Raw genomic sequence first — 22,572 nt, forward strand, 5'->3', positions numbered from 1 at the left:
CAATATTATATATATATCTATACATATACCCATATTTGATGGTAAAAGAAACAAAACACTTACGAAAAAAATATTCGCAAGTGCTTTGTGTATTACCTATCCAATTATCACTTCATGACAGGAATCAAACTTTCATACAGTTTAATATACTTTAAGGAAGATGATGTCCAACTGAAGTCTAACTTCATTGCACTTTCGGCCATTTTCCTCCATCTTTTCGGCTGGAATTTGTACAGACCAACAGATTGCTCAATTGTATGAAGCATATCGTGTGCATTATAATTCGTAAAACTGAAGCCATTGCCTTCACCAGTAAATTGATTAAACGGTATGACCGTATCCCGAAGTCCGCCAGTTTCCCTCACTAAAGGCAGAGTACCATAACGCAACGCCAAAAGCTGGCCGATACCACATGGTTCGAATTGTGACGGCATCAGGAATAAATCAGAACCTGCATATATCCGTCTTGCTAAACCCTCATCAAAATATGTATTGACTGAAACCTGATTTGGATATTGGTCAGCTAAATGGCGGAATGACGATTCATATTGCTCATCACCCGTACCTAAAAGAATGAATTGAACTCCTTGGTTCATCATTTCATGAAAAACATGGAGAATAAGATCAATTCCTTTTTGATCAACAAGCCTGGTTACCATGGATATAACCGGGACCCCATCATTTACAGGAAGATTCAGCGATTCCTGTAGCTGACGCTTATTCTCCATCTTACCCTCATAGGAATCGAATGGAACAGCAAGATATTCATCTGCCGCCGGATTATATTCCTCATAATCGATTCCGTTGATAATCCCTTTAAGGTCACCATTTCTCTTGCGTAAAAACCCATCCAGATTTTCCCCGAAATAAGGACTTTGAATTTCTTCCGCATAACTTGGGCTTACAGTTGTGACAATGTTAGAAAAAGCTAGGCCGCCTTTCAAATAACTTACATTTCCATGAAATTCAAGACCATCGATATTAAAATATAACTCACTCAAATCGAGTAATTCAGCTAAAACAGCTTTAGGATAAACTCCTTGATAGCGTAAATTATGTATAGTAAATATCGTTTTAATATCCTGATAGAATGGATGGTTACTATAATGAGCTTTCAGCAAAACGCTGACAAGGCCCGTTTGCCAATCATGACAGTGTATGACATCCGGCTTTTCTTCTAAATAGGGTAAAGCCTCTAAAATTGCACGGGAAAAGAAGGCGAACCTTTCGCCATCATCAAAGAAACCATAACTACCATGTCTTTTGAAATAATATTCATTATCCAGAAAATAATATGTAATTCCATTAGCAACAAGTTTTTCGATGCCACAGAATTGCTGGCGCCAACCAACAGGAACTTCAATACTCGTCATATGTTCCAATTCCTGTTTGAATTGGTTAGGAAGATCCCCATATTTAGGAAGGATGACACTTACATGGACTCCCTGTTTTTTCAGCGCTTTCGGGAGCGCGCCTATAACGTCTCCGAGCCCTCCCGTTTTTATAAAAGGGGCGCATTCTGAAGCAGCAAATACAACATTCATTGCCGCACCTCCTCTATTAAATTACTTCCGCTTTTTTTATTACTGTAGGCTGTTTTAAACCAATAACTGATTTATCACTAGTAATTCTCACTTCTTTATCAGTTATGATATTTTCAACGATGGCCCCTTCTTCAATCACGCCTTTTTGCATGATGATACTATTTTTTATAATCGCACCCTTTTTCACCTTTACCCCACGGAATAGTATACTGTTTTCGACAGTCCCTTCAATATCACAACCGTTGGCTATCAATGAATTGGTAACCTTCGAAGAACTTGAATATTTGGTCGGTGCCTCATGTTTGATTTTTGTATAAACATCCCAAGTATCCCCGAAGAAAGAACGGATTACCGAAGGGTTCAGGAAATTCATATTACTGGAATGAAAGCTTTCAATGGAATGGATGAATGGCATATCTCCAGTAAAATTATAGCCTTTGACTGTAAAACGATGCAGATTTGCTTTCACAGCGTCTTTCAAAAAGTCATATTCCCCACTGGCAACACAGCTTTTGATCAAGTTCACCAATAGCGTTTTACTTATGATGAAGGTTTCAAGACAAACATGGTCACCAGGTCTAGGGATGGTATAAAAGCTAATGTCAGTAATATCTTCATCCGAATCTACCGAGCAAGTGTGATAGATTGGTTTTTCAATCAATTCCCCTACATAATCCTTATATACGACCGTGATATCCGCTTTTTGTTTTTTGTGATAATCAAGCACTTCATTAAAATCCAATTTGCATACATGGCTTCCAGGGGAAATGATGACAGTATCTGCCTCTGCACGTTCGAAAAATCTAAGATGATCATAAAATTGTTTCATATCACCCGTTACCGTTTCATCCGGATGGATAGGGGGCAAGATGTATAAGCCTCCTGAACGCCGAGCCAAGTTCCATTCTTTACCTGAGCCAAGATGATCCATAACTGAAAGATACTTTTCTTTTGGAAAAACGGCTACTTTTGATACATCTGCATTAATGAGATTCGACATCGTAAAGTCAATCAAACGGTAGCGTCCACCAAATGGCACAGATGCTACATTTCGGTGAGCAGTCAGCTCTTTTAAATGTTGTCTTTCATTGATTAAGTTAATAATACCCAACACATTTTCCATAGCATCGTCCCCTTTTTCTAGTTAAGAGTAATCTTTTTTTTGTTTGGATTGTTAATGGTCTGATTTTCACCAATTAAGGTAATATCGGATGTAATCGCTGAATTGCCAACTATGGCACCATCTTCTATAACACAATTGCTGGCAATGATGCTTCTTTCTATATGAACGTTTTCACCAATCGTGACATTAGGCATGATGACTGAATCTTTTATGGTTGACCCATAGCCAACCTGTACATTATAAGATAAAACCGAATGTTCAATTTTCCCATGTATCATGCACCCTTCATTGATAAGCGACTGACTGACCTCGGCATCCGGTGATATATATTGCGGCGGATGATTTGCATTGCGGGCAAAAATTTTCCATTGCTGATCATCCAACTGAAAATTTGGCGTATCCTCCAGTAAGTCCATATGTGCCTGCCAAAGGCTTTCGACCGTTCCGACATCTTTCCAATAATCATTAAAACGATAGGCATATAGCTTTTTTCGGTCTTCAAGCATCTTTGGAATGATGTTGCTGCCGAAATCATTGGAAGAATTTTCATCCTTTTCATCATTTATTAAATACCTTCTTAGGGTTTTCCACTTGAAAAGGTAAACTCCCATTGAAGCGAGATTACTCTTTGGATACTTTGGTTTTTCATCGAATTGAGTGACTTTATCATCATCATTGGTATTCATGATCCCGAAACGACTTGCTTCCTGCCACGGCACTTGAATGACAGCTATGGTTGCCTCTGCATTTTTTTCGATGTGATAATCCAGCATCTTACTGTAATCCATCTTATAAATATGGTCACCGGAGAGAATCAGTACATGTTCCGGATCATAGTTATCAATGTACTGGATATTTTGATAAACAGCGTTTGCCGTCCCTTTATACCATTCACCGCCTTCTTTCCCTTGATAAGGAGGAAGTACGGAAACTCCGCCAACATCCAGATCAAGGTCCCAAGCTTTGCCATTTCCAACATAATCATTTAGAATCAATGGCTGGTATTGGGTCAGTACCCCAACCGTATCAATACCAGAATGAGTGCAGTTACTTAATGGAAAATCGATGATTCTATATTTACCGCCAAAGGGAACAGCTGGTTTTGCCAAACCGATTGTCAATTCACCTAACCTTGAACCCTGGCCTCCTGCCAATAACATTGCTATCCATTTTTTCGCTCCCATTATTCGTTCACTCTCCCCCGTCTTTTTTTTGTTTGCTTCATAAAAATAGAAATGCCTAATGGAGGTACTGTTATTTCCATGCTGAATGGTTGATTATGGTATGGTTCCTTTTTGACATTAATGGGTTCTTCATTGATCTGACCAGATCCTCCGAAAGCTGCTGAATCACTGCTGAAAACCTCTATATATTTACCCTGGGATGGTACGCCTATTTGATATTGAGCATGAGCCTGCGCAGAAAAATTACAGACAACAATGCAATAATCGCCTTTGCGTTTGCCTTTTCTCATAAAGGTAATGATACTCTGTTTACTATTGTTCGGATCTATCCACTCAAATCCCTCCTGGACATGATCCAGTCTCCAAAGGGAAGATGATTGCCTATAAAAATCCTGAAGGGTACGGAAGTAATAGGCCAGATTTTCGTGGGATTCATATTCCAAAAGAAGCCAATCCAATTGTTCCTCATCTTTCCATTCTATGAACTGGCCAAATTCACCGCCCATAAATAGAAGCTTCTTTCCTGGATGTGTCATGAAATACCCAAAGAGTAACCGTAAATTAGCGAATTTCTGCCAATAGTCCCCTGGCATCTTATTCAATAAAGACTTCTTGCCATGAACCACTTCATCATGTGAAAAGGGCAAGACGAAATTTTCTGAAAAAGCATAGAAAAATGAAAATGTTAAGAGACTATGATGATTTGGCCTTTCCCCCGTTTCAAGTTTCATATAACGAAGGATATCGTTAGTCCATCCCATATTCCATTTGTAATTAAAGCCCAGGCCGCCTATATCGGTAGGAGAAGTTATAAGTGGCCGGTCTGTTGCTTCTTCAGCCATCATTAATGCATTGGGATATTTCTTGAAAACCACTTCGTTAAGTTTTTGCAAAAATTGTATGGCTTCCAGGTTTTCCTCACCGCCAAACTGGTTTTTCAGCTTGACCGGCAATGGGTTATCATGATTTAAGTAAACCATTGACGATACCGCATCGACACGAATCCCATCAATATGGTATACATCCATCCAAAACATTACATTTGATATAAGGAAACTGATTACTTCCGGTTTGGTATAATCAAAGTTGTATGTCCCCCATAACGGGCGATCTGCTCTAGTATGATCAATTGGCTCATAGAGAGGCGTACCATCGAAACGGGAAAGTCCATGCGCGTCTTTACAAAAATGGGCGGGAACCCAGTCAAGAATTACACCTATGCCCTTTTGGTGGCAAAGGTTTATTAAATATTTAAAATCTTCCGGTGAGCCGTAACGACTGGTAACAGAATAATAGCCCGTGACCTGGTATCCCCACGATTTATCAAATGGGTGTTCCATTATGGCCATGATTTCAATATGTGTAAAACTATTATCAATCACATAATCAATCAATCTATCAGCCAATTCACGGTACGAATAAAATTCGCCATCTTCTTTCTGTTTCCATGTTCCTGGGTGCACTTCATAAATGGACATGGGTTTATGATAAATATTTTCCTTTTTCCTATCGGCAATCCACTTCGAATCTTGCCATTCAAAATTATCCAGCCCTTTAATGACCGATGCTGTATTTGGTCTGACTTCCGAATAAAAGGCATATGGATCGGCTTTTAGGATTCGTTTATTTCCAGGTGTATGTATTTCGTATTTATAGAGTTCCCCTTCTTGTAGTCCTGGTACGAACAACACCCAGATACCTGATCGCTCGATCCGTTTCATCGCATGATCTTTTCCGTCCCAATTGTTAAAATTACCGACTACTGAAACTTGCTTGGCATGGGGGGCCCAAACGGCGAAGCGTACTCCTTCTTTACCTAATGATGTTACAATGTGTGCCCCAAGCATTTTATAGCTTTCATAAAGGGTGCCTTCATGAAACAAATACAAATCTAAATCGCTTGGATAAATCTCTTGCAGCTGGTCCATAATTGTACTCAATAAAACCCCTCCATCAGTATTAACTCGATAGTATTTTACCTATCCTTACCCAGTTATTATATATATTCGATGAAAATGATGTTAATCCTTCAAATGGAGGTGAAGTTATTGTTATAAATAGCCGTTTTTTTGTAAATTAAAACATTTTTTTAAGGAAAATAGACATTTATTGTAAAAATATCATTATACCAATAAAAGCTCTTCCTATTTTTTGGAAAGAGCTTTAAGGTATCATGTATGAATGCTTCATGTTATTTGTTCAGTTCGAATCAAGGAAGTCTTCGTCAAAAATAAATAGGATAATGAGACTGACCATGCCAAAGGAGTATTCTTGTTTGGAATATTACTGCCTCCTATATATAATTCGGGTACTTCCCAGTTTTCCGGTATGATCATCTTCGTTTTCTCTATATATTCCTTAACTTTGTTCATCATTCCAAGTTCAAGGTAGCATAAGCCCAACCACGGAAGCCCGAAACACCATTCCGCTTCTTGACCGTCATTATAATAAAGGTCCTTTTCATATCTTATACAACCATTTGTTCTTTCAAGGCGCTCTGTGACATTTTTCAATATTTTAAGTGCTATTTCACGGTCTACCAGCCGATACGGATAAATTAAGGATAAAAGGGCTAAATCCGTCTCTTTTGAATAACTTTCCCTTGGAAGCAAGAAACGAAGGGTTTCTTCTCCCTTTTTAATCAGTTCTTCCTTGACGTTGACCAGCATTTTGACAGAATTCAAACCAGCAACACATGCACCTATGCTTGAAGCGTGGATTTCTATATTTTCTTCCCACATCCCGTTATCTTCCGACTGCCAATATTGCAGGCATTCCAAGTAATTGACCAACTTTTGTACAATTTGTAAATCACGTTGATTTCTCATCACCTTTTTACCCTGCCTATATCCTTCACCGACACCCCATAAAAAGGCACCTATCGCATCATTTTGGGCATGGCCCCACTCATCGGGCAGTTCTTTAAGCTCAGTGGAATACCTTGCATGGATATGTTCAAATAGAAACTGGGGTTTCTGTTCCGTATGAATATCTATCTTCCACTCATAGGATTGAAATAAGTCGAATAAAGCATGATATGCTTTCTCGTAACGATTGGATGGATCATTTATAAAAGGCAATACTGTATAAACGACATCCCTTATCCAGACAAAATTATAATCATCGGAAACGCTTGCAGTATATGCGCCATTAGGAAGCCGCATGCGATCAAGAACCTCTAGTGCACCATTTACATTCATTAATTGAGCACCTCCATAATAATTTGCTTATTCCCATTGTTGACAGACTCTCATTTTCTAAACGTTCGTTGTTTCATTTTCATTTAGAAGCGCTTTCAATTTATCTAACCAACACAATTTTTCAGAAGTACATTCACCTTAGTTTATGTAATCACTCCCCTTTTTGATAATCAAGCTTCCAATGTTCATTAAAAAGCGTCATTTGCCTAACCGAAACCAACTCAAAAAGCTGCCGGTCATAACATATGTTCTTTGGAAAATAAAAACCCAGTAATGGCAATCCATTACTGGTTATATCGGCCTATCATTTAAATGTTTAGTATTTATTAAAAGAAAAATCGTAATATCATCAAGGAAAGCACGCCAATCATGACCGTACCCAATAGACTTCTCGTAAAAATGGCAACCAGGAAAGCTGGTAAAGCTGCGACCAAATTCAACGCATTATCCTTAATTGAAAAGACCTGTTCCGATAATAGAAGTTCTTGAGCCAACAACGCCGCCATTACAGCCACTGGGACATGCTTTAGCCAATCGATGCCCCACTTTGGAATCTCCATTTTACTAAGCAGTATCAAAGGAACGACTCTAGGTATGAAAGTTACAATCGAAATCCCTACAATGACAGCAAGGATATATCCGCTTATTTCCACCTGCCAATCACCATCCCTATCGTTGAAGCAACAACAGTTGCCACTATGACGCCAGTACTGCCAGGAAAGAAGAAACTTACTGCAACAACGATTAATATGCTGCTAAAAGCAACTGCAAGATCAATAAAAAAGTCCTTTTTACTTAATATTTGCAAAACTAAAAGGCCAATAAACATCGCTGGCAGGGCGAAGTCCATCCCATATTTTTCGGGATTTGGAATCCATTGGCCAAAGAAACCGCCGGCCATATTTGCAATGAACCAATTTAAATAGGCTGCAAGATTCAGACCTAACATCCATTGAAAATCAAGTTGTTTCCTCTTCTGTGCCGTTGTGACGGCCACTCCAAACGTTTCATCAGTTAATAAAGCTCCGGTTATCAGGTTTTGTTTCAAACTTTGCTGCCTGAAATATGGAGCCAATGCAGCACTAAGTAATAGATGACGACTGTTAACAAAAAAAATCGTGAAAATTATGGCCGATACTGGATGACTTGCAGCTATCATCCCCGCAGCTATGAATTGACCAGACCCTGCATAGAGTAAAAGCGACATAAGTGCCACTTCAATCATACTTAATCCTGACGTTTTTTCGACGACCCCTGCAGCAAAACCGATACTTAGGTATCCCAATAATGTCGGAATGCAATCCTTTACTCCTTGCCAAAAGCCTTCCCCATTATTGACCTCGGAAAATCCATCGTTTTTCCATTCAGCACTATCCTGACTCATATAATTCCACCCTTGTTTTAATAAGTTCCTTCAATTGCTTTTCAGCTTGCCAAGCAGAATTGGCAACTCACTATATATTTCGATGATCTCTTCTATCGGCATTCTAACTAAACCGCTGGAAGAAGGGGCAACGAATTCAATGGTCTCATTCAATGAAGGCTCTTCTTGCAGCCCCCAAGAGATTTTTCGTAATTGACGATATTCTTGATAGACACCCTTGCCTACAAAACAGACGAGTTTAGGTTTATACTTTTCAATTTTCCTTTTTAATTGCTTCCTTCCTTTTATGTACTCTTCTTTAGTGATTTCGTCCGCACCCTTTGTAGGCCTGGAAACGATATTGGTAAAACCATAACCTAAATCCAGTAAAGACGAGTCTTCAGTTGGTTCATATTTCCTTGGTGTCAACCCGGACTCGAAGAGGATTTTCCAAAAGCGATTGTTTGGATTCGCATAATGATGGCCAGTCTCGCCTGAACGAATGCTTGGATTGAAACCTACGAACAAAATATCCAAATCTTCTTTTAAATGATCAGAGATGCCTTCCATATTAAAACTCCTTTTAAAATTTTCTATTTAATCATTGTACAAAACTGAAATATATTTAACTACCTTTTCCGTCATTTTCACAACTTATATTCAAAAACTAAAAACGTTTTGAAAAGAATAAACAATGATAGCTAAATAATATGGTTGAAAACATGACAAATTGAATATTACAAAACCTATTGATCCTAAAAAATTCCGTTCATAACTCTTCACGTCACACACTTCCAAAAATTAGTTATAAAAGCTTTTTACAGTTTACAAATGCCGCGGTTGCAGTTAGTGAACCGGTAAACATATATCTCTCCCCATTCCCTTTCGTTGGAATTAAGAAGAAAAATGAATATCCACTGAATGCCAAAATCTATACTTGCCAGGACAACCCGGCATAAAGCAAAAACCTGCATGCCATTAATCAAAGCATGCAGGAATTCAAAATTAAAGGATATCCACAATCTTCTTGTAATCACCGTCGGAAACGACAGCCGCTAATGCACATTAAAGCATGTAGCTGCTAGCATCCAATTTTCATGTAAGTAAGAGTTCATTCATTTCACTGGGGAACAAGAGAATGTGAAAGTGCACTTGCAGACCAATTGTAGGTACGAGCAGGGTTGCTTTGGAAGCAATGTGCGAAAGACCCGCTATTTCTTGTGGAAATCTCTCATATTTTGGACGGTGAATAAGCCTCCATCAACCAAATGCCGGTGTTCAAAAAGGCAGGGATTTAAATTCGATAGTAAAAAAAATATAATACCGCTTATTATATTATATGAAAGTACAATTCAATCATTTGAACTTAAAGCAGGCCATAAATTAATGGTTCTGCTGCTGTTTTAAAATTATTCAAATCTCTTACGATGGCTGACTTTATTAAAGGGGATACTATTGATTTCTTTTGTTAGGAGAATAGACTGGGAGCTTAAATCTCACGATAATTAAGACAGTAAAAAAAATGGGGCCAGAAAATAAATGAATCTATTAAATAGGATCAAGAACCCTTATTAAAACAGCAACAACTTTAAAGGAGGAATCCAATTTGGCAAATGACTTTACTCGTAGGTATTTATGTACCTACGAGTTTTTAAGTTACGTTTCAGAATATGCTTTTGTGTATATTCGCTTCTTTCAAACTCGGGAATCAGGAAACATTCTGCTGCTGTTCGATATGATCATGTTTTCTCGCATTGGACATCTTATTGATGGTAAGAAGAATTCCAGAAAGCCATATAATCACGATGCCTGTATAGATAAATATATGGGCTTCAACCGGAATCCATGTAGCTAATAATGTTCTTACATTGATTAAGATAATGAAACCACCTACTAAAACACCCATTAATTGAGCAGGAAGCATCCTGACGAGCCAGGCTGCAATTGGTGCGGCAACCACTCCACCAATTATCAACGCTACGACCCAAAGCCAATTGACAGCTTCCCATCCAAGCGAAATGATAAAACCAAGACTTCCGAAGAAAGCAATGGCGAATTCACTCGTATCTACAGTCCCTACGGCTTTTCTCGCCGTCATGCCTTTTTTTGACAATAAAACGGGCGTTGCAATCGGTCCCCAACCGCCTCCGCCTGTTGCATCACAAAAGCCTGCAAAAAGGCCTAACGGAATGGATTGTTTTGCGGTCAATGGCTTTACGATTTCATTTTCCTTCGACGGTTTAAAAATAAATAAAAAGCGGAATAAAACGTATACACCAAGGCCAAATAAAAATATAGCAATATATGGTTTAGCTAATTCGGCTGGCAGGTTGCTCAGGAAACATGCACCTACAAATGCACCAACTGAACCTGGAATGATCAAGCGATAGACCATATTTTTATCCACGTTCCCAAACTTTATATGTGAAGCTCCGGATACTGCTGTGGTCACTACTTCCGATAAATGAACGGATGCTGATGCTACTGCAGGAGCAATCCCGAATGTCAGCAATAAGGACGTGGAACTCACTCCATACCCCATTCCAAGCGAACCATCGATTAATTGGGCTAAAAACCCGATAAAGGCCAAAACGATTAACTTTTTCATGACATTCCCCTTTTTTCATTAAAATAGAACCTATATAACATCACCCGATGGAACCGTTTGCCTGTATAAATCATTTAGATTTCCATTAAGACACAAAGAGGCACCTAACCAAAATGAAATGACATGTTGGTTAGGTGCCTTCAGTTTTTCTGATCAGCCCAATGATATATTTTCTTCGGTTTCTACTGGTAAAAGCCTAGCTAAAAAGCGATATCTTTCTTTCAGGGAATATTTATAAATATCCTCTATTGAATCTTTCAGTAACTTAGATTTTTCCTCTTTTGAAAATGAACCATTTTTTATAATCATCCTTGCTTCAAAAAGGAATTCAAGATATTCTTCATATGATTCATCATATACTTTACCTAGGTCATTCCGAATTTTTTTTGCGAGTGTTGGGCTTGCTCCATTGGTAGAAACACTTATTGAAAGCATGCCTCTATTCAATGTCGCCGGTATATGAAAATTACCCAGCTCATGATTACTGATTACGTTCACCAACTGACTTTTGGATGCACTCTCGTACACTCGTTCATTAACTTCAGTCGAATTTGTTGCAACGATGATTAAAAACGCATCTTTATAGTCACTTTCTTCCACTTCTTTAAGTAAAACTTGAATCTTACCTTCTTTCTCCAACCGTTGAAAACCTGTGCAAATCTCGGGGCTTACGACGGTCACTTCAGCACCAGCTTCCAATAATGGGCCCGCTTTAAAGTAACCTATTTTACCACCGCCGATGATGATACACTTTCTGTTCTCAATATTAAGCGTAATTGGATACATAAGCTCCCTCCCCACTCACTTCATGAATTCGTTCCGATATTGCTTGTTCAATCTTTGGGTGATAACCTAGATATCGGCAAAGTATGAATTTCTGCTTACCCTTTTTTTGAATCTTCTTTATTCCATTTTCGATGGACTGCATTAAGAGACCGGTAAACAATAGGTAAGGAATGATAAATACTAGGTTTGGTCGAGATTCCTCTGCGAATTCCAATGCTTCTCCAAAGCTTGGTGTGGCAGCTGTCAAATAACACTCTTGCACACGGATTTTTGGAAACCTGTTCCTTAGCAAATCGGCCAATCGTGACAAATCCCTTTTCACGTCGGGATCACTGCTGCCCCTTCCAACCAATAAAACCAAGGAATCCTCCGTAACCCTTACATTTGTTTCCTCCAACCGTTCTACTAAAATGTCAACCATTTTATCACTGACACCAATTGGCCTTCCGTATTTCAAGTCAACGGCAGGGTACCGTTCTTTCATTTTGTTCAATATGACTGGAATATCATGTTTTGCATGTACAGCTGTTAACAATAGAACTGGAATGGCAATGATTCTCGTCGCACCTTTTTGTACGCATCGTTCGTACGCCTCTTCAATCGTAGGAGTTTCCAATTCCAAGAAGCAATACTCCTGAATGGAATTTGGTTGTGCTTGCATACAAACTTTAATAAAATCAATGGCTTGGGCTGAAGCTTCTTTAACACGGCTGCCATGGCAAATATATAAAATGGCTTCCATTAAAATGCCTCATTCGCCAACAAATTTTCGGTTTGTTTTCCTTCAAACCATTTGATTTTTTCTCGTAAATTAACGACATCGCCCACGACTATCATACAAGGATTCGAAATCTGTTCGTTATTGGCCGTTTCCACTACATTAGCCAAAGTACTGACAGCTGTTTTTTGCGTTTTTAATGTCCCCCAATGAATAAGGGCTACAGGAGTCTCTGGACTTTTTCCATGCTCCAATAGTTTTCCTTGAATATATGGCAGGTTTTTAACACCCATGTAAATGGCTAATGTATCGATTCCTTTTGCAAGGGATTCCCACTTGATATTGTCCTCTTCATCCTTTTTCCGATGACCGGTAATAATTGCAAAAGATGAAGCATGGTCCCTATGTGTAACTGGAATTCCCGCATAAGCTGTAGCGGCGATTCCAGCCGTAATTCCTGGAACGATTTCAAAGCTCACGCCACTTTTGGCAAGGGCTTCCGCTTCCTCCCCGCCTCTCCCAAAGACGAATGGATCGCCGCCTTTCAAACGGGTGACTATTTTCCCCTTTTTTGCATATTTGACCAGGAACCGATTGATGGTATCCTGCTGCAATAAATGATAATCCGGTAGTTTACCGCAATTTATCAGCTCTACACCGTCTTTTGCATGATTCAAAAGTTCTTTATTGACAAGTCGATCATATAAAATGACATCAGCTTCTTGAATGCATTTTAATCCTTTTAATGTAATTAAATCTGGATCTCCGGGACCGGCTCCTACTAGATATACTTTCCCCATTTATGCAACCTGCCTTCCCTTAGAGAATCGTTTCGAATTCCGATAAAACGAAACCTGCTCCATTTTTAATTTTCTTTTTTTCATATAATGAGATGTCATCCACTTCAGGCATTTTCAAAAAATGTTTTTCCAGCTCGATATCAACAAGTTCAAACGCCTTTTCATCCGAATCGGCAACAATGATGACATGGATTGGTTTTTCCTTGATAGTGACTTCGAAACGGTATAGATTCATGGATTGCTTACCTTCCCCTATTAAACGGCCACTTCCGTTAATATATCATCAAGCTTACTTTGTAACTGCGATATCCCTACCCTTTCCACAAAATCAAGAAAGGTTTCTGATAGGAGTTTTGTTTCTTTGAAAAATAGGATCAGTTCTTTCAGAACATGATAGAGCTGTTCAGCTTCCACTTTTCCTTTAAGTTTTTCATTGAACTTACCGCCTTCATTCAGCGTTCCTCCGACGTATATCTCAAAAGCTTCGACCATCTTTTTGTCCTGGTTTTTCATTTTTATGCCTTGAAGCCCTATTTCAGCGATGGCTCTTTGACCGCAATTATTCGGACAACCGACCATATGCATCCTTACAGGTACATCGAGATCTATTTCCTTGTCCAATGATTCAGATATGGTCCTCATTCGTTTTTTTGTTTCAACGAGTGCCAGGTTACAATACTCGATGCCTGTACAAGAAACGGAATAACCAATGAATTTTTTTGGTTGATATGGAAATCTTTCAAAGATGGATTCCTGTTTTAATTCCTCAAGTTTTGCATCCGGCACATTTGGAATGATCAGATTTTGAGAATTACAGTTTCGGATTTCACCATTTCCATATCTCTTCGCAAGTTCGGCAAACTCGATCACTTCGTCTGGATTTAGACGACCAACTGGTATATTGACTCCAACATAGTTCAGACCATCTTGCTTTTGTTTATGGATGCCGTAGAAATAGCCTGCATTCCATCCTTTCACCGCACTTTCACCCTTTTCAGGAAGCGGACCGGTGTACTCCAGCAATTTTTCCTTGAATTGTTCAGGACCCCAATCAGCGACAAGGAATTTCAAACGCGAGCGATGACGTTTTTCACGGTACCCAAAGTCACGGAATATCGTCGTGATGGCGGCCGCTACTTCGACTGTTTTTTCAGGTAAAATGAATAAGTCAAGTTCTTCTGCCAGCATCGGAACGGAGGATAGCCCACCGCCTACTTTCACGTGAAAACCAACTTCCGTTACTCCATCAATTACTTTAGTGGCTGGATTGAATGAAACACAGTTGATTTCAGCATTTGAAGCATTATGGATATTAGCACTTATGGACATTTTATATTTCCTAGGAAGGTTCGAATAGTCTTCGTTAAGGCGGAAATACTCAAATACATCATAAAGTACTTCGCGTGTATCAAAAAGTTCGTCAGGATCGATGCCTGCCAATGCATTACCGATGATATTACGTGTGATATCACCACATGCACCGGCCGTAGTCAATCCAACCTTATCCAAACGGTTTAAGATATCCGGGACTTGTTCGATGGTCAACCAGTGGAATTGAATGGCTTGACGGGTTGTAATATCATATACATCCCTCCCATAATCTTTAGCGATGTTAGCTAGAGTTATCTGTTGATCATAAGTCAGGATACCTCCGGGAATAACGACACGCATCATCCAGTAACCAGCTTCTTTTGGCCGTTGCAGGTATAGACCTGCCCACTTGAACATATCCCAATTCTCTTTAGGGATGGAATCAAAACCATTTGCAGCGTAATGTGGAATATCATCGAATATCTTCAATCCGTCTTTTTCCAATTTCCATATTTCCGTTTTATTTTTAGCGATTAGTGGATTTCCCGACCAAAATTTCTCGTAAACCATTATGTTTCCTCCTTGATTAGATCGCTTTCTTTGCTGTCAAATAGCCGATTACCTGTTCAACGCACTCTTCAATGCTGTATTGGTCGGATTCTAAAATGATCTCCGGTTGTTCTGGTTCTTCGTAAGGAGAGTCGATTCCGGTAAAATCTTTAATGATTCCTTTACGCGCCTTGTCATAAAGACCTTTTGGATCACGCACTTCGCACTCTTCGATCGGACACTTTATGTATACTTCAATAAACTCCCCTTCTTCGAGTAAATCACGTACAATCTGCCGATCTGCCCTGAATGGGGATATGAAGGCGGTCAATACGAACTGCCCACTATCCACGAATAACTTGGAAACCTCACCGATCCGCCTAATATTCTCGGTTCGATCCTCTTCAGAAAAACCTAAATCTTTGTTTAAACCGTGGCGGATATTATCACCATCCAAAACATAACTTCGAATATTCCGATTATATAACTCTTTAGCGACCGCGTTAGCAATCGTTGATTTTCCGGATCCCGAGAGCCCTGTAAACCATAGAACTGTGCTTTCATGCCCGTTTTGCTTCCGGCGGAGCTCCTTGGTCAATGACGTTTCATGCCAAGTGACATTCGTACTTTTACTCATATAATAATCCCCCTCTTCATGTGATCCTTCAATTTATGTCCAATCAGTTAAAAACTTCATTCTTTTTTAGACCTTCGATCAACACCTCGATGACCTCTTTACGGCTAAAGGTAGCAGGAGGAATTTCTCCATTACGCAACATTTCCCTTACCTTCGTTCCAGACAGGATGACATGGTCATCCTTGCCGTGCGGACAAGTTTTAGCAGAAGCCATATTGCCACATGCTTTACAGTAAAAACTATGTTCAAAGAATAATAACGTGATCCCTAACTCATCGGCGTTAAAATTCCCAAAGATTTTTTGAGCATCATATGTGCCATAATAATCGCCCACACCCGCATGATCACGTCCGACGATAAAATGGGTGCAACCATAATTTTTACGGACCATCGCATGGAAAATGGCTTCTCTAGGTCCTGCATAACGCATGGCAGCAGGGAAAACTGCAAGAGAGACGCGATCCTTAGGATAATATTTTTCAAGCAGCACTTTATAACTTTCCATTCTTACATCTGCCGGAATGTCATCGGATTTAGTGGCACCTACGAGAGGATTTAAGAATAAGCCGTCGACAATCTCCAATGCTGTCTTTTGAATGTATTCATGTGCACGGTGAACAGGGTTCCTCGTTTGGAAACCAACAACCGTTTCCCATCCTTTTTCAGCAAAAGCTTTCCTTGTCTCGACTGGGTCCAGATAATTAGCTTGAAATAGCGGACGCTCTATTCTCTTAATCAACTTTATTTCCCCGCCGACATATACATCACCGCGGTTATATAAATTTTTCACTCCGGGATGCTTTTCATCATCCGTTTGATATACTAATTTCGCTTCCAATTGCTTATCCGGAGTGTAAATATCGGAAACGGTGAGAACCCCGTATGTTTCACCTTCATGAGTCAACGTTACTTCATCACCTATAGTAAGGGTTTCTGCAGTTTCTTCGGTCAAAGGCAGCGTAATCGGGATGCTCCATACATGCCCGCTACTAAGCCTCATATCCTTTACCACTGCCTCATAGTCACTTTTTGTAAAGAATCCTTTAATCGGACTGTAGGCACCAGTGCCTATCAATTCAAGATCACTTAAAGCAATTTCATCGATTTCGATTGATTTTGTTAATTTACTAAAATCATATTTTGGTTCCCAAAGATCAATTAATGTTCCTCCGTGCGGTAAACTGATTGTCATGCTAAATTCCCCCTATGGTTTCTATTTATTTATGATAAATGCAATCCGCATTCCGTTTTTTGGGCTCCTTGCCAACGGCCTGAGCGTAAATCATCTGCATTGAATGCAGGTGCTGTACACGTTTTACATCCGATGCTCGGATATCCATTATCATGCAGGATATTATATGGAAGTCCGTTTTTGTGGGCGTAGCGCCAAACATCTTTCCATGTCCAATGTATGAGTGGACATATTTTAACTGACTTGAACTTATTATCCTTATTGATATACTCGGTTAAAGCCCTTGTTTCGGATTGCTCCCTCCGCAGTCCCGAAAGCCAGGCTGTTGCCGTTGAAAGCACATCGGTAAGCGGGATGATTTTACGGATGTTACAGCACTTATTGGAATCACTAAGCCATAATTCATCCCCATATTCCGCTGCTTGCTCCTCAAGCGTCAGAGCAGGTTTCTTCATTTCGATCAAAAGCTTTGGATAGCGCTTTTTCACTTGCTCGATCAATTGGTAAGTCTCCTCAAAATGAACATCTGTATCAAGGAAAACAATTTTTGCCGAAGGGTTGACCTTCGCCAATAAATCCGTAAGCACGATGCCTTCAATACCAAAACTGCAAGCATAAATCAGTTTGCTTCCATAATGGTCATTCGCCCATTGCAGAACTTCCAAAGCACCTTTTGTTTCACTGTCTTCAGGAAATACAGGGAATTCCCCTAAATTGAAATTTTTATAGTTTATTAATCCAGCCAACTTTGTAGCCCCCTCTAAAAACTTGCTGTATCAGGTTAGAGTACTGTTAATCAATATCCGTTTTAATCTTCCCCAGTTTATTTGATTCTAGGAAAAAGAGACGAATCTAACCAATACTCTCTTTATATCAGTTAAACCCGCCTCTAGTTTTTCTAGTCAGCAGATACCTTATTTAATTCTTAATTTTTCATTTCTTTCCATTTGAATGATTTTACCATCCTGGACAATAAGTGTAATGGATCCATATTTCATTGAATTAAGCATTTCTTGAAGTCGTTCAAATATTTCTTCAAGCTGATTCTCTTTTTCCAAACCAGTTCCTCCTTTAAGAAAATCCGCGAATATTTTATTTTCAACACTGATTAAAAAAATTTCTTAGATTTATATAATTCCATACAACCTTACATTGTTATGGTTTGCCTGCAATTTTTCAAAAAAACAAAAATCTTTCCATGATGGAAAGATCCCAAGGTAAATATCTTTACCTTATCTTCCAAAATGATCAACATTTTGTTGGAGGTAGCACCTTGCATCCATCATGCAGGTTGCTGGACTTCAAAGGGCCAATTCCCTCCGTCGCTCTGGATAAGTTTTATTATTTTAAATATTAACATATATTTAATCCTTGTCAATGGAGTTTTCTTATAAAATAACTTGGTTTAATATTATGGATGAACTGTTATTTTTATACACACTATTCAATTTATGATTTTATGTTCATATAAATAAGAAAATAGACTTGTCTTTTTAGATAAGGGCTCCAAAAAAATAAGTCTATTTTCATAAAAAGCCTATTATTGACGTATATCCTTACTTTAAAAAAATTCTTGAATTTCTGTCCTTTTGAAGAGGGGATTACTTGAAGTCATTAATTTCTTAACTGTATCGCTTCTACAAATTCTTGAACTTGACTCTGGACGCGATCAATTAAATGCGAATCATTAATCGGTTTTTCTGAATTCTGTTTATCTATTTCCTTATCAACAAAATAAATGCCCTGCAGCGGCTCGCCTTTTAATATTGAAATTAATGGTTTAAGCGCATAGTCAATCGCCAATAGATGCCTGTTACTTCCACCAATCATGATTGGCAGAACTGGCTTACCCTTAAAAGCACTTTCTGGCAGCAAATCAATCAAGGCTTTCAATACACCTGTATAAGAAGCCTTATAAACCGGTGAACCAATAATGATTCCTCTAGCTGCTTGAATTCTCTCTGAAAGCTTTAAGATATCTTCGCTATTATATTTCCCTTGAAATAAATCATCTGCTGAGAAATCCGTAATTGAGAAATAAGCTGTGGTAAATCCTTCTTTTTCGACTAATGATTGAATATGTTTTAGTGAAATGTCCGTTCTTGAAGGTATAGCAGGACTTCCTGATAAAATAACGATATCACTCATTTAATACCCCTCCCATGTTACATGATTTAAAGATAAAATCTTCGTAAAGCATTTCGTGCAGTATGCATTTATCGTAATAGTCTGAAAAATATAAGTCAAATCTTACACTGGGGTTTAATGAATTCACTAGTTGACTTCATCGACTCTGAATGAAAATAAAACGGTCATATTTGCGGCTTGATGCTCATGCCCTTCAATATGACCGTTTCATTATGTATGATTTTGTTTACCATGAATACCATATACCAAAAGTTGAGCAATGCTCTTAATTCGTTCAGAAGTAAAATATGGCTCCTTTTTTTGTTGATGGATCTCATAATGTGTGGATAATGCCAATGTAAAAGAAATGATCCCTACATTAAATAGGATAATATCAGAGATATATTGTATCTCTCCGCTATCTATTCTCTTCTGTATTTCAATATGCTTGGCATTTGGCTTGAAAATCTGATCTACATATTGCTTTGAAATATCTTGATCGAATTGTGTTTCCCTAAATAATATCGAAAACTGTTCTTTATTTTCAAGAATTTTTTTTATCATGGTGCAAACATGATTCTCCACTAGTTCATCCGTAGATAGATGGCTAGTCCCATCTTCGGATTCCTCTTTTTCATTAGGGGTAATTGTAGCCAAAAGCAAATCTTTTTTGCTGTCAAAGTATTTATAAATAGTAGCTTCGGAAACATTGCATGCAGAGGCAATTTCATTCGTTCTTGTCATGTCAAAACCTTTAGTGGCAAAAAGAGTCCGGGCTACATTTATGATTCGTTCTTTGGTTTGCTGCCCTTTTTTCAAAAATATCAACCTTCTTTTATAAAGATAAGACCGGTTTCACCAATCTATTTTCCATGATATCTCGATGGTATCAATCGGTCAACATATTACCTTTGATCTATTAGAATTCAATATTCCCATATATCATTAATAGAAAACATCGTCTGATTGGGACGATGTTTTCCTTTTCAGAAAATCACTTAAAAGATGCATAGCCATCATCGACCATGACTACACTTCCATTAATCGCATCCGCTTCCTCTAACGATAATAGATAGACGGCATTTGCAATGGCTTTTGGCTTAATTAATTTACCGCGCATTTGACTCGCATTCAATTTATCGATGATTCCCATATCTTTATAGCCTTGTATGATAGGAGTGTCAACCCCGCCTGGCGCAATGCCCACTACGCGTATGCCATAAGCACCCAATTCCAAAGCTGCTGTCTGTGTCATCATTCTTACAGCGCCTTTAGTTGCCTGATAGGCAAAAGTCCCATGGGAAGCTAAGTAGCCAAACACGGAAGTGGTATTTATAATGACTCCCTTGTTACCTAGCTCCTTCATTTTCCGTCCTGCTGCCATGATTCCAAAGGCAACTCCGTGCTGGTTCACTCCAATCGTTTTGAAGTAACCCTCCATATCTTGTTCGAGGATCATACCGCCTGCACCAATGCCGGCATTATTAAACATGATATCGATCCTTCCATATGTTTGCACTGCTTTATGGATTAACGATTCAACATCTTCCTGCTTAGAAACATCCGTTTTAACAAAAATGGCCTCTCCGCCATCCGCTTTTATCTGTTCAACAGTTTCCTGTCCCATTTCTTCATTAAAATCCGCAACGACGACCTTGTCCCCCTTTGCTGCGAATTTCAAGCATGTTGCTCGGCCAATTCCGCTTGCTCCTCCTGTAATAACTGCAACTCTTGCTGTCATTTCCATTCCCCTCTCACCACTAAAAAGCATGTAAGTGGTTACTTACTTTTTTCATTATAAAAGTAAAGAATATTGAATCCAAGCAATATGTATTTTTATAGTGTTATGAGCATTTAAAAATTGAAGCTGTCCTATTAATAGGACAGCTTCATTTGTTTAGCAGGTTTTCAATTCGACCTTACTTACGGAGGTCTTCACCATTTCAATGAAAAGTTGCAGAAAACGATCATCACCTGTTAATTCTGGATGAAACGCACTGACAAGGACATGGTCTTGTCTTGCAGCCACTACATTCTCTTCATAAACAGCCAATACTTCTACACCTTCTCCAATTCCATCAGCAAATGGCGCCCGGATGAATACAGCCTTATAAGGGTCTTCCATTCCTTTGATTGATAGTTCAGCCTCGAAACTATCCCGTTGACGTCCAAATCCGTTCCGTTTCACGGAAATGTCCATTAGTCCAAGATAGGCCTTCTCATCGCCAGTCAATTCATTGGCCGCCAATACCATCCCTGCACATGTACCGAAAATAGGTTTTTTACCTTCGAAGAAAGTTTTGATCGGTTCCATAAATCCATAACGATCCATTAGCTTCCTCATCGTAGTGCTTTCTCCGCCTGGAATGATCAAGCCATCGATTTCCAGCAACTGTTCCGGTTTTTTTACTATAATTGCTTGTTCGCCGGCAGCTTTGATTTGGTTCAAGTGTTCTTCAATTGCTCCCTGTAATCCCAAAACACCAATAGTTATCATATTACCATCCACGTTCCTGCATCCGTTCTGCCGGAGCTAGTTTGGAAATATCAATTCCTTTCATTGCACTGCCCAACTCTTTGGATAGGCGGCCAATCAATTCATAATTGGTGAAATATGTAGTAGCTTGAACGATTGCCGATGCGAATTTTTCTGGATTTTCAGATTTAAAAATACCAGAACCCACGAAAACGCCATCTGCTCCCAATTCCATCATCAGTGCTGCATCTGCTGGAGTGGCAATTCCGCCAGCTGCAAAGTTAACTACAGGCAATTTACCTGTGCGTTTGATTTCTCTTAAAATTTCATAAGGGGCTCCAATATTTTTTGCCTCTGTCATTAATTCATCATCACTCATGATGCTCACTTTACGAATTTGTGACTGTACCTTTCTCATATGACGCACAGCTTCCACAATATTACCAGTACCTGGTTCTCCTTTTGTACGAAGCATTGATGCTCCTTCACCAATACGGCGTGCAGCTTCGCCTAAATCACGGCATCCACAAACGAAAGGTACGGTGAAATCACTTTTTAGAATATGGTATTCTTCATCAGCAGGAGTCAGCACTTCACTTTCATCGATATAATCCACTCCCATGGATTCCAGAATCCTTGATTCAACAATATGGCCAATCCTTGCTTTAGCCATGACCGGGATGGATACAGCATTCATTACTTCCTCAACGATTCGCGGATCTGCCATTCTTGCTACCCCGCCAGCCGCACGGATGTCGGAAGGAACCCTTTCCAATGCCATGACAGCGACAGCACCTGATGCTTCAGCGATTTTTGCTTGTTCTGCATTAATGACGTCCATAATTACGCCACCCTTTTGCATTTGTGCCATTCCTCTTTTTACTGTGTCTGTTCCTAATAATTTTTCCATTTCTTTTCCCCCTAATATTTGCATTTTTTAGATTTGTTAGATTT

At 39.1% G+C, this 22,572-nt stretch carries 23 protein-coding genes and 1 riboswitch; all 23 genes read right to left on the bottom strand.

The annotated features are described in order from the left end of the window. Positions 1–107 precede the first annotated feature (107 nt). Positions 108–1,544, bottom strand: a complete 1,437-nt coding sequence (gene glgA, locus J7J00_RS15895) for a glycogen synthase GlgA (protein WP_214792073.1) — start codon at positions 1,542–1,544, stop codon at positions 108–110. A 16-nt stretch (positions 1,545–1,560) separates the two neighbouring features. Further along, positions 1,561–2,667 (bottom strand): glucose-1-phosphate adenylyltransferase subunit GlgD, encoded by a 1,107-nt coding sequence (gene glgD / locus J7J00_RS15900; RefSeq protein ID WP_214792075.1) that lies wholly within the window; start codon positions 2,665–2,667, stop codon positions 1,561–1,563. A gap of 17 nt (positions 2,668–2,684) precedes the next feature. Beyond that, the gene (locus tag J7J00_RS15905) at positions 2,685–3,851 is read right to left on the bottom strand and encodes a glucose-1-phosphate adenylyltransferase (protein ID WP_286201395.1); all 1,167 of its coding nucleotides are present in this window, start codon (positions 3,849–3,851) and stop codon (positions 2,685–2,687) included. Then, the gene (gene glgB, locus J7J00_RS15910) at positions 3,851–5,779 is read right to left on the bottom strand and encodes a 1,4-alpha-glucan branching protein GlgB (protein WP_214792332.1); all 1,929 of its coding nucleotides are present in this window, start codon (positions 5,777–5,779) and stop codon (positions 3,851–3,853) included. Before glgB ends, J7J00_RS15905 begins: the two co-directional genes overlap by 1 nt. A 258-nt stretch (positions 5,780–6,037) precedes the next feature. Beyond that, positions 6,038–7,051 (bottom strand): glycoside hydrolase family 15 protein, encoded by a 1,014-nt coding sequence (locus J7J00_RS15915; protein WP_214792077.1) that lies wholly within the window; start codon positions 7,049–7,051, stop codon positions 6,038–6,040. A 326-nt stretch (positions 7,052–7,377) separates the two neighbouring features. After that, positions 7,378–7,704 carry an AzlD domain-containing protein gene (locus J7J00_RS15920; protein WP_141994418.1) on the bottom strand — a complete coding sequence of 109 codons (327 nt, stop codon included), beginning with the start codon at positions 7,702–7,704 and terminating at the stop codon, positions 7,378–7,380. Further along, positions 7,695–8,435, bottom strand: a complete 741-nt coding sequence (locus J7J00_RS15925) for an AzlC family ABC transporter permease (RefSeq protein WP_214792080.1) — start codon at positions 8,433–8,435, stop codon at positions 7,695–7,697. Before J7J00_RS15925 ends, J7J00_RS15920 begins: the two co-directional genes overlap by 10 nt. Positions 8,436–8,465: 30 nt before the next feature. Beyond that, on the bottom strand, positions 8,466–8,984 hold the full coding sequence (locus J7J00_RS15930; protein WP_098369556.1) for a mismatch-specific DNA-glycosylase: 519 nt from the start codon (positions 8,982–8,984) through the stop codon (positions 8,466–8,468). Between the two features lie 1,138 nt (positions 8,985–10,122). Next, positions 10,123–11,022: a sulfite exporter TauE/SafE family protein gene (locus J7J00_RS15935; RefSeq protein WP_214792082.1), complete on the bottom strand. Its 900-nt coding sequence runs from the start codon at positions 11,020–11,022 to the stop codon at positions 10,123–10,125. 153 nt (positions 11,023–11,175) lie between these two features. Further along, positions 11,176–11,808 carry an NAD(P)-binding protein gene (locus tag J7J00_RS15940; RefSeq protein WP_214792084.1) on the bottom strand — a complete coding sequence of 211 codons (633 nt, stop codon included), beginning with the start codon at positions 11,806–11,808 and terminating at the stop codon, positions 11,176–11,178. Beyond that, positions 11,789–12,550 carry a sirohydrochlorin chelatase gene (locus J7J00_RS15945; RefSeq protein WP_141994422.1) on the bottom strand — a complete coding sequence of 254 codons (762 nt, stop codon included), beginning with the start codon at positions 12,548–12,550 and terminating at the stop codon, positions 11,789–11,791. Before J7J00_RS15945 ends, J7J00_RS15940 begins: the two co-directional genes overlap by 20 nt. Further along, complete coding sequence (gene cobA / locus J7J00_RS15950) at positions 12,550–13,326, bottom strand: uroporphyrinogen-III C-methyltransferase (protein ID WP_141994423.1); 777 nt, start codon at positions 13,324–13,326, stop codon at positions 12,550–12,552. Before cobA ends, J7J00_RS15945 begins: the two co-directional genes overlap by 1 nt. Before the next feature lie 19 nt (positions 13,327–13,345). After that, positions 13,346–13,561: a DUF3906 family protein gene (locus tag J7J00_RS15955; RefSeq protein ID WP_076369513.1), complete on the bottom strand. Its 216-nt coding sequence runs from the start codon at positions 13,559–13,561 to the stop codon at positions 13,346–13,348. A gap of 20 nt (positions 13,562–13,581) precedes the next feature. Next, complete coding sequence (locus J7J00_RS15960; protein ID WP_214792086.1) at positions 13,582–15,207, bottom strand: nitrite/sulfite reductase; 1,626 nt, start codon at positions 15,205–15,207, stop codon at positions 13,582–13,584. Positions 15,208–15,223: 16 nt separating this feature from the next. After that, on the bottom strand, positions 15,224–15,823 hold the full coding sequence (gene cysC / locus J7J00_RS15965; protein WP_061463380.1) for an adenylyl-sulfate kinase: 600 nt from the start codon (positions 15,821–15,823) through the stop codon (positions 15,224–15,226). 43 nt (positions 15,824–15,866) lie between these two features. After that, positions 15,867–17,015 carry a sulfate adenylyltransferase gene (sat, locus tag J7J00_RS15970; protein WP_214792088.1) on the bottom strand — a complete coding sequence of 383 codons (1,149 nt, stop codon included), beginning with the start codon at positions 17,013–17,015 and terminating at the stop codon, positions 15,867–15,869. 29 nt (positions 17,016–17,044) lie between these two features. Beyond that, the gene (locus J7J00_RS15975) at positions 17,045–17,749 is read right to left on the bottom strand and encodes a phosphoadenylyl-sulfate reductase (protein WP_214792334.1); all 705 of its coding nucleotides are present in this window, start codon (positions 17,747–17,749) and stop codon (positions 17,045–17,047) included. A gap of 180 nt (positions 17,750–17,929) precedes the next feature. Continuing rightward, complete coding sequence (locus J7J00_RS15980; protein WP_141994426.1) at positions 17,930–18,073, bottom strand: YezD family protein; 144 nt, start codon at positions 18,071–18,073, stop codon at positions 17,930–17,932. Between the two features lie 171 nt (positions 18,074–18,244). Beyond that, a riboswitch (SAM riboswitch) is annotated at positions 18,245–18,353 on the bottom strand. A gap of 276 nt (positions 18,354–18,629) precedes the next feature. Then, positions 18,630–19,163 (bottom strand): NADPH-dependent FMN reductase, encoded by a 534-nt coding sequence (ssuE, locus tag J7J00_RS15985; protein WP_214792090.1) that lies wholly within the window; start codon positions 19,161–19,163, stop codon positions 18,630–18,632. 210 nt (positions 19,164–19,373) lie between these two features. After that, the gene (locus J7J00_RS15990) at positions 19,374–19,961 is read right to left on the bottom strand and encodes a TetR family transcriptional regulator (RefSeq protein WP_141994428.1); all 588 of its coding nucleotides are present in this window, start codon (positions 19,959–19,961) and stop codon (positions 19,374–19,376) included. Positions 19,962–20,136: 175 nt separating this feature from the next. Continuing rightward, positions 20,137–20,883, bottom strand: coding sequence for an SDR family NAD(P)-dependent oxidoreductase (locus J7J00_RS15995; RefSeq protein WP_214792092.1), 747 nt, complete (start codon positions 20,881–20,883; stop codon positions 20,137–20,139). A gap of 156 nt (positions 20,884–21,039) precedes the next feature. Further along, entirely contained in the window at positions 21,040–21,636 is a 597-nt protein-coding gene (gene pdxT / locus J7J00_RS16000; RefSeq protein ID WP_309487187.1) for a pyridoxal 5'-phosphate synthase glutaminase subunit PdxT, read from the bottom strand. Between the two features lie 4 nt (positions 21,637–21,640). Continuing rightward, a complete protein-coding gene (gene pdxS / locus J7J00_RS16005) occupies positions 21,641–22,528 on the bottom strand; it encodes a pyridoxal 5'-phosphate synthase lyase subunit PdxS (protein WP_214792095.1) in 888 nt (295 codons plus the stop codon). Positions 22,529–22,572: the final 44 nt, after the last annotated feature.

This window comes from Bacillus sp. ISL-4 (assembly GCF_018613275.1).
GTDB lineage: Bacteria > Bacillota > Bacilli > Bacillales > DSM-1321 > Peribacillus > Peribacillus simplex_E.

What these genes read in the sequence shown, in the direction of transcription:
- glgA (WP_214792073.1), bottom strand. Translation starts at nt 1,544, where the DNA reads ATGAATGTTGTATTTGCTGCTTCAGAATGCGCCCCTTTTATAAAAACG.
- glgD (WP_214792075.1), bottom strand. Translation starts at nt 2,667, where the DNA reads ATGGAAAATGTGTTGGGTATTATTAACTTAATCAATGAAAGACAACAT.
- J7J00_RS15905 (WP_286201395.1), bottom strand. Translation starts at nt 3,851, where the DNA reads ATGGGAGCGAAAAAATGGATAGCAATGTTATTGGCAGGAGGCCAGGGT.
- glgB (WP_214792332.1), bottom strand. Translation starts at nt 5,779, where the DNA reads ATGGACCAGCTGCAAGAGATTTATCCAAGCGATTTAGATTTGTATTTG.
- J7J00_RS15915 (WP_214792077.1), bottom strand. Translation starts at nt 7,051, where the DNA reads ATGAATGTAAATGGTGCACTAGAGGTTCTTGATCGCATGCGGCTTCCT.
- J7J00_RS15925 (WP_214792080.1), bottom strand. Translation starts at nt 8,435, where the DNA reads ATGAGTCAGGATAGTGCTGAATGGAAAAACGATGGATTTTCCGAGGTC.
- J7J00_RS15930 (WP_098369556.1), bottom strand. Translation starts at nt 8,984, where the DNA reads ATGGAAGGCATCTCTGATCATTTAAAAGAAGATTTGGATATTTTGTTC.
- J7J00_RS15935 (WP_214792082.1), bottom strand. Translation starts at nt 11,022, where the DNA reads ATGAAAAAGTTAATCGTTTTGGCCTTTATCGGGTTTTTAGCCCAATTA.
- J7J00_RS15940 (WP_214792084.1), bottom strand. Translation starts at nt 11,808, where the DNA reads ATGTATCCAATTACGCTTAATATTGAGAACAGAAAGTGTATCATCATC.
- J7J00_RS15945 (WP_141994422.1), bottom strand. Translation starts at nt 12,550, where the DNA reads ATGGAAGCCATTTTATATATTTGCCATGGCAGCCGTGTTAAAGAAGCT.
- cobA (WP_141994423.1), bottom strand. Translation starts at nt 13,326, where the DNA reads ATGGGGAAAGTATATCTAGTAGGAGCCGGTCCCGGAGATCCAGATTTA.
- J7J00_RS15955 (WP_076369513.1), bottom strand. Translation starts at nt 13,561, where the DNA reads ATGAATCTATACCGTTTCGAAGTCACTATCAAGGAAAAACCAATCCAT.
- J7J00_RS15960 (WP_214792086.1), bottom strand. Translation starts at nt 15,207, where the DNA reads ATGGTTTACGAGAAATTTTGGTCGGGAAATCCACTAATCGCTAAAAAT.
- cysC (WP_061463380.1), bottom strand. Translation starts at nt 15,823, where the DNA reads ATGAGTAAAAGTACGAATGTCACTTGGCATGAAACGTCATTGACCAAG.
- sat (WP_214792088.1), bottom strand. Translation starts at nt 17,015, where the DNA reads ATGACAATCAGTTTACCGCACGGAGGAACATTAATTGATCTTTGGGAA.
- ssuE (WP_214792090.1), bottom strand. Translation starts at nt 19,163, where the DNA reads ATGAGTGATATCGTTATTTTATCAGGAAGTCCTGCTATACCTTCAAGA.
- J7J00_RS15995 (WP_214792092.1), bottom strand. Translation starts at nt 20,883, where the DNA reads ATGACAGCAAGAGTTGCAGTTATTACAGGAGGAGCAAGCGGAATTGGC.
- pdxS (WP_214792095.1), bottom strand. Translation starts at nt 22,528, where the DNA reads ATGGAAAAATTATTAGGAACAGACACAGTAAAAAGAGGAATGGCACAA.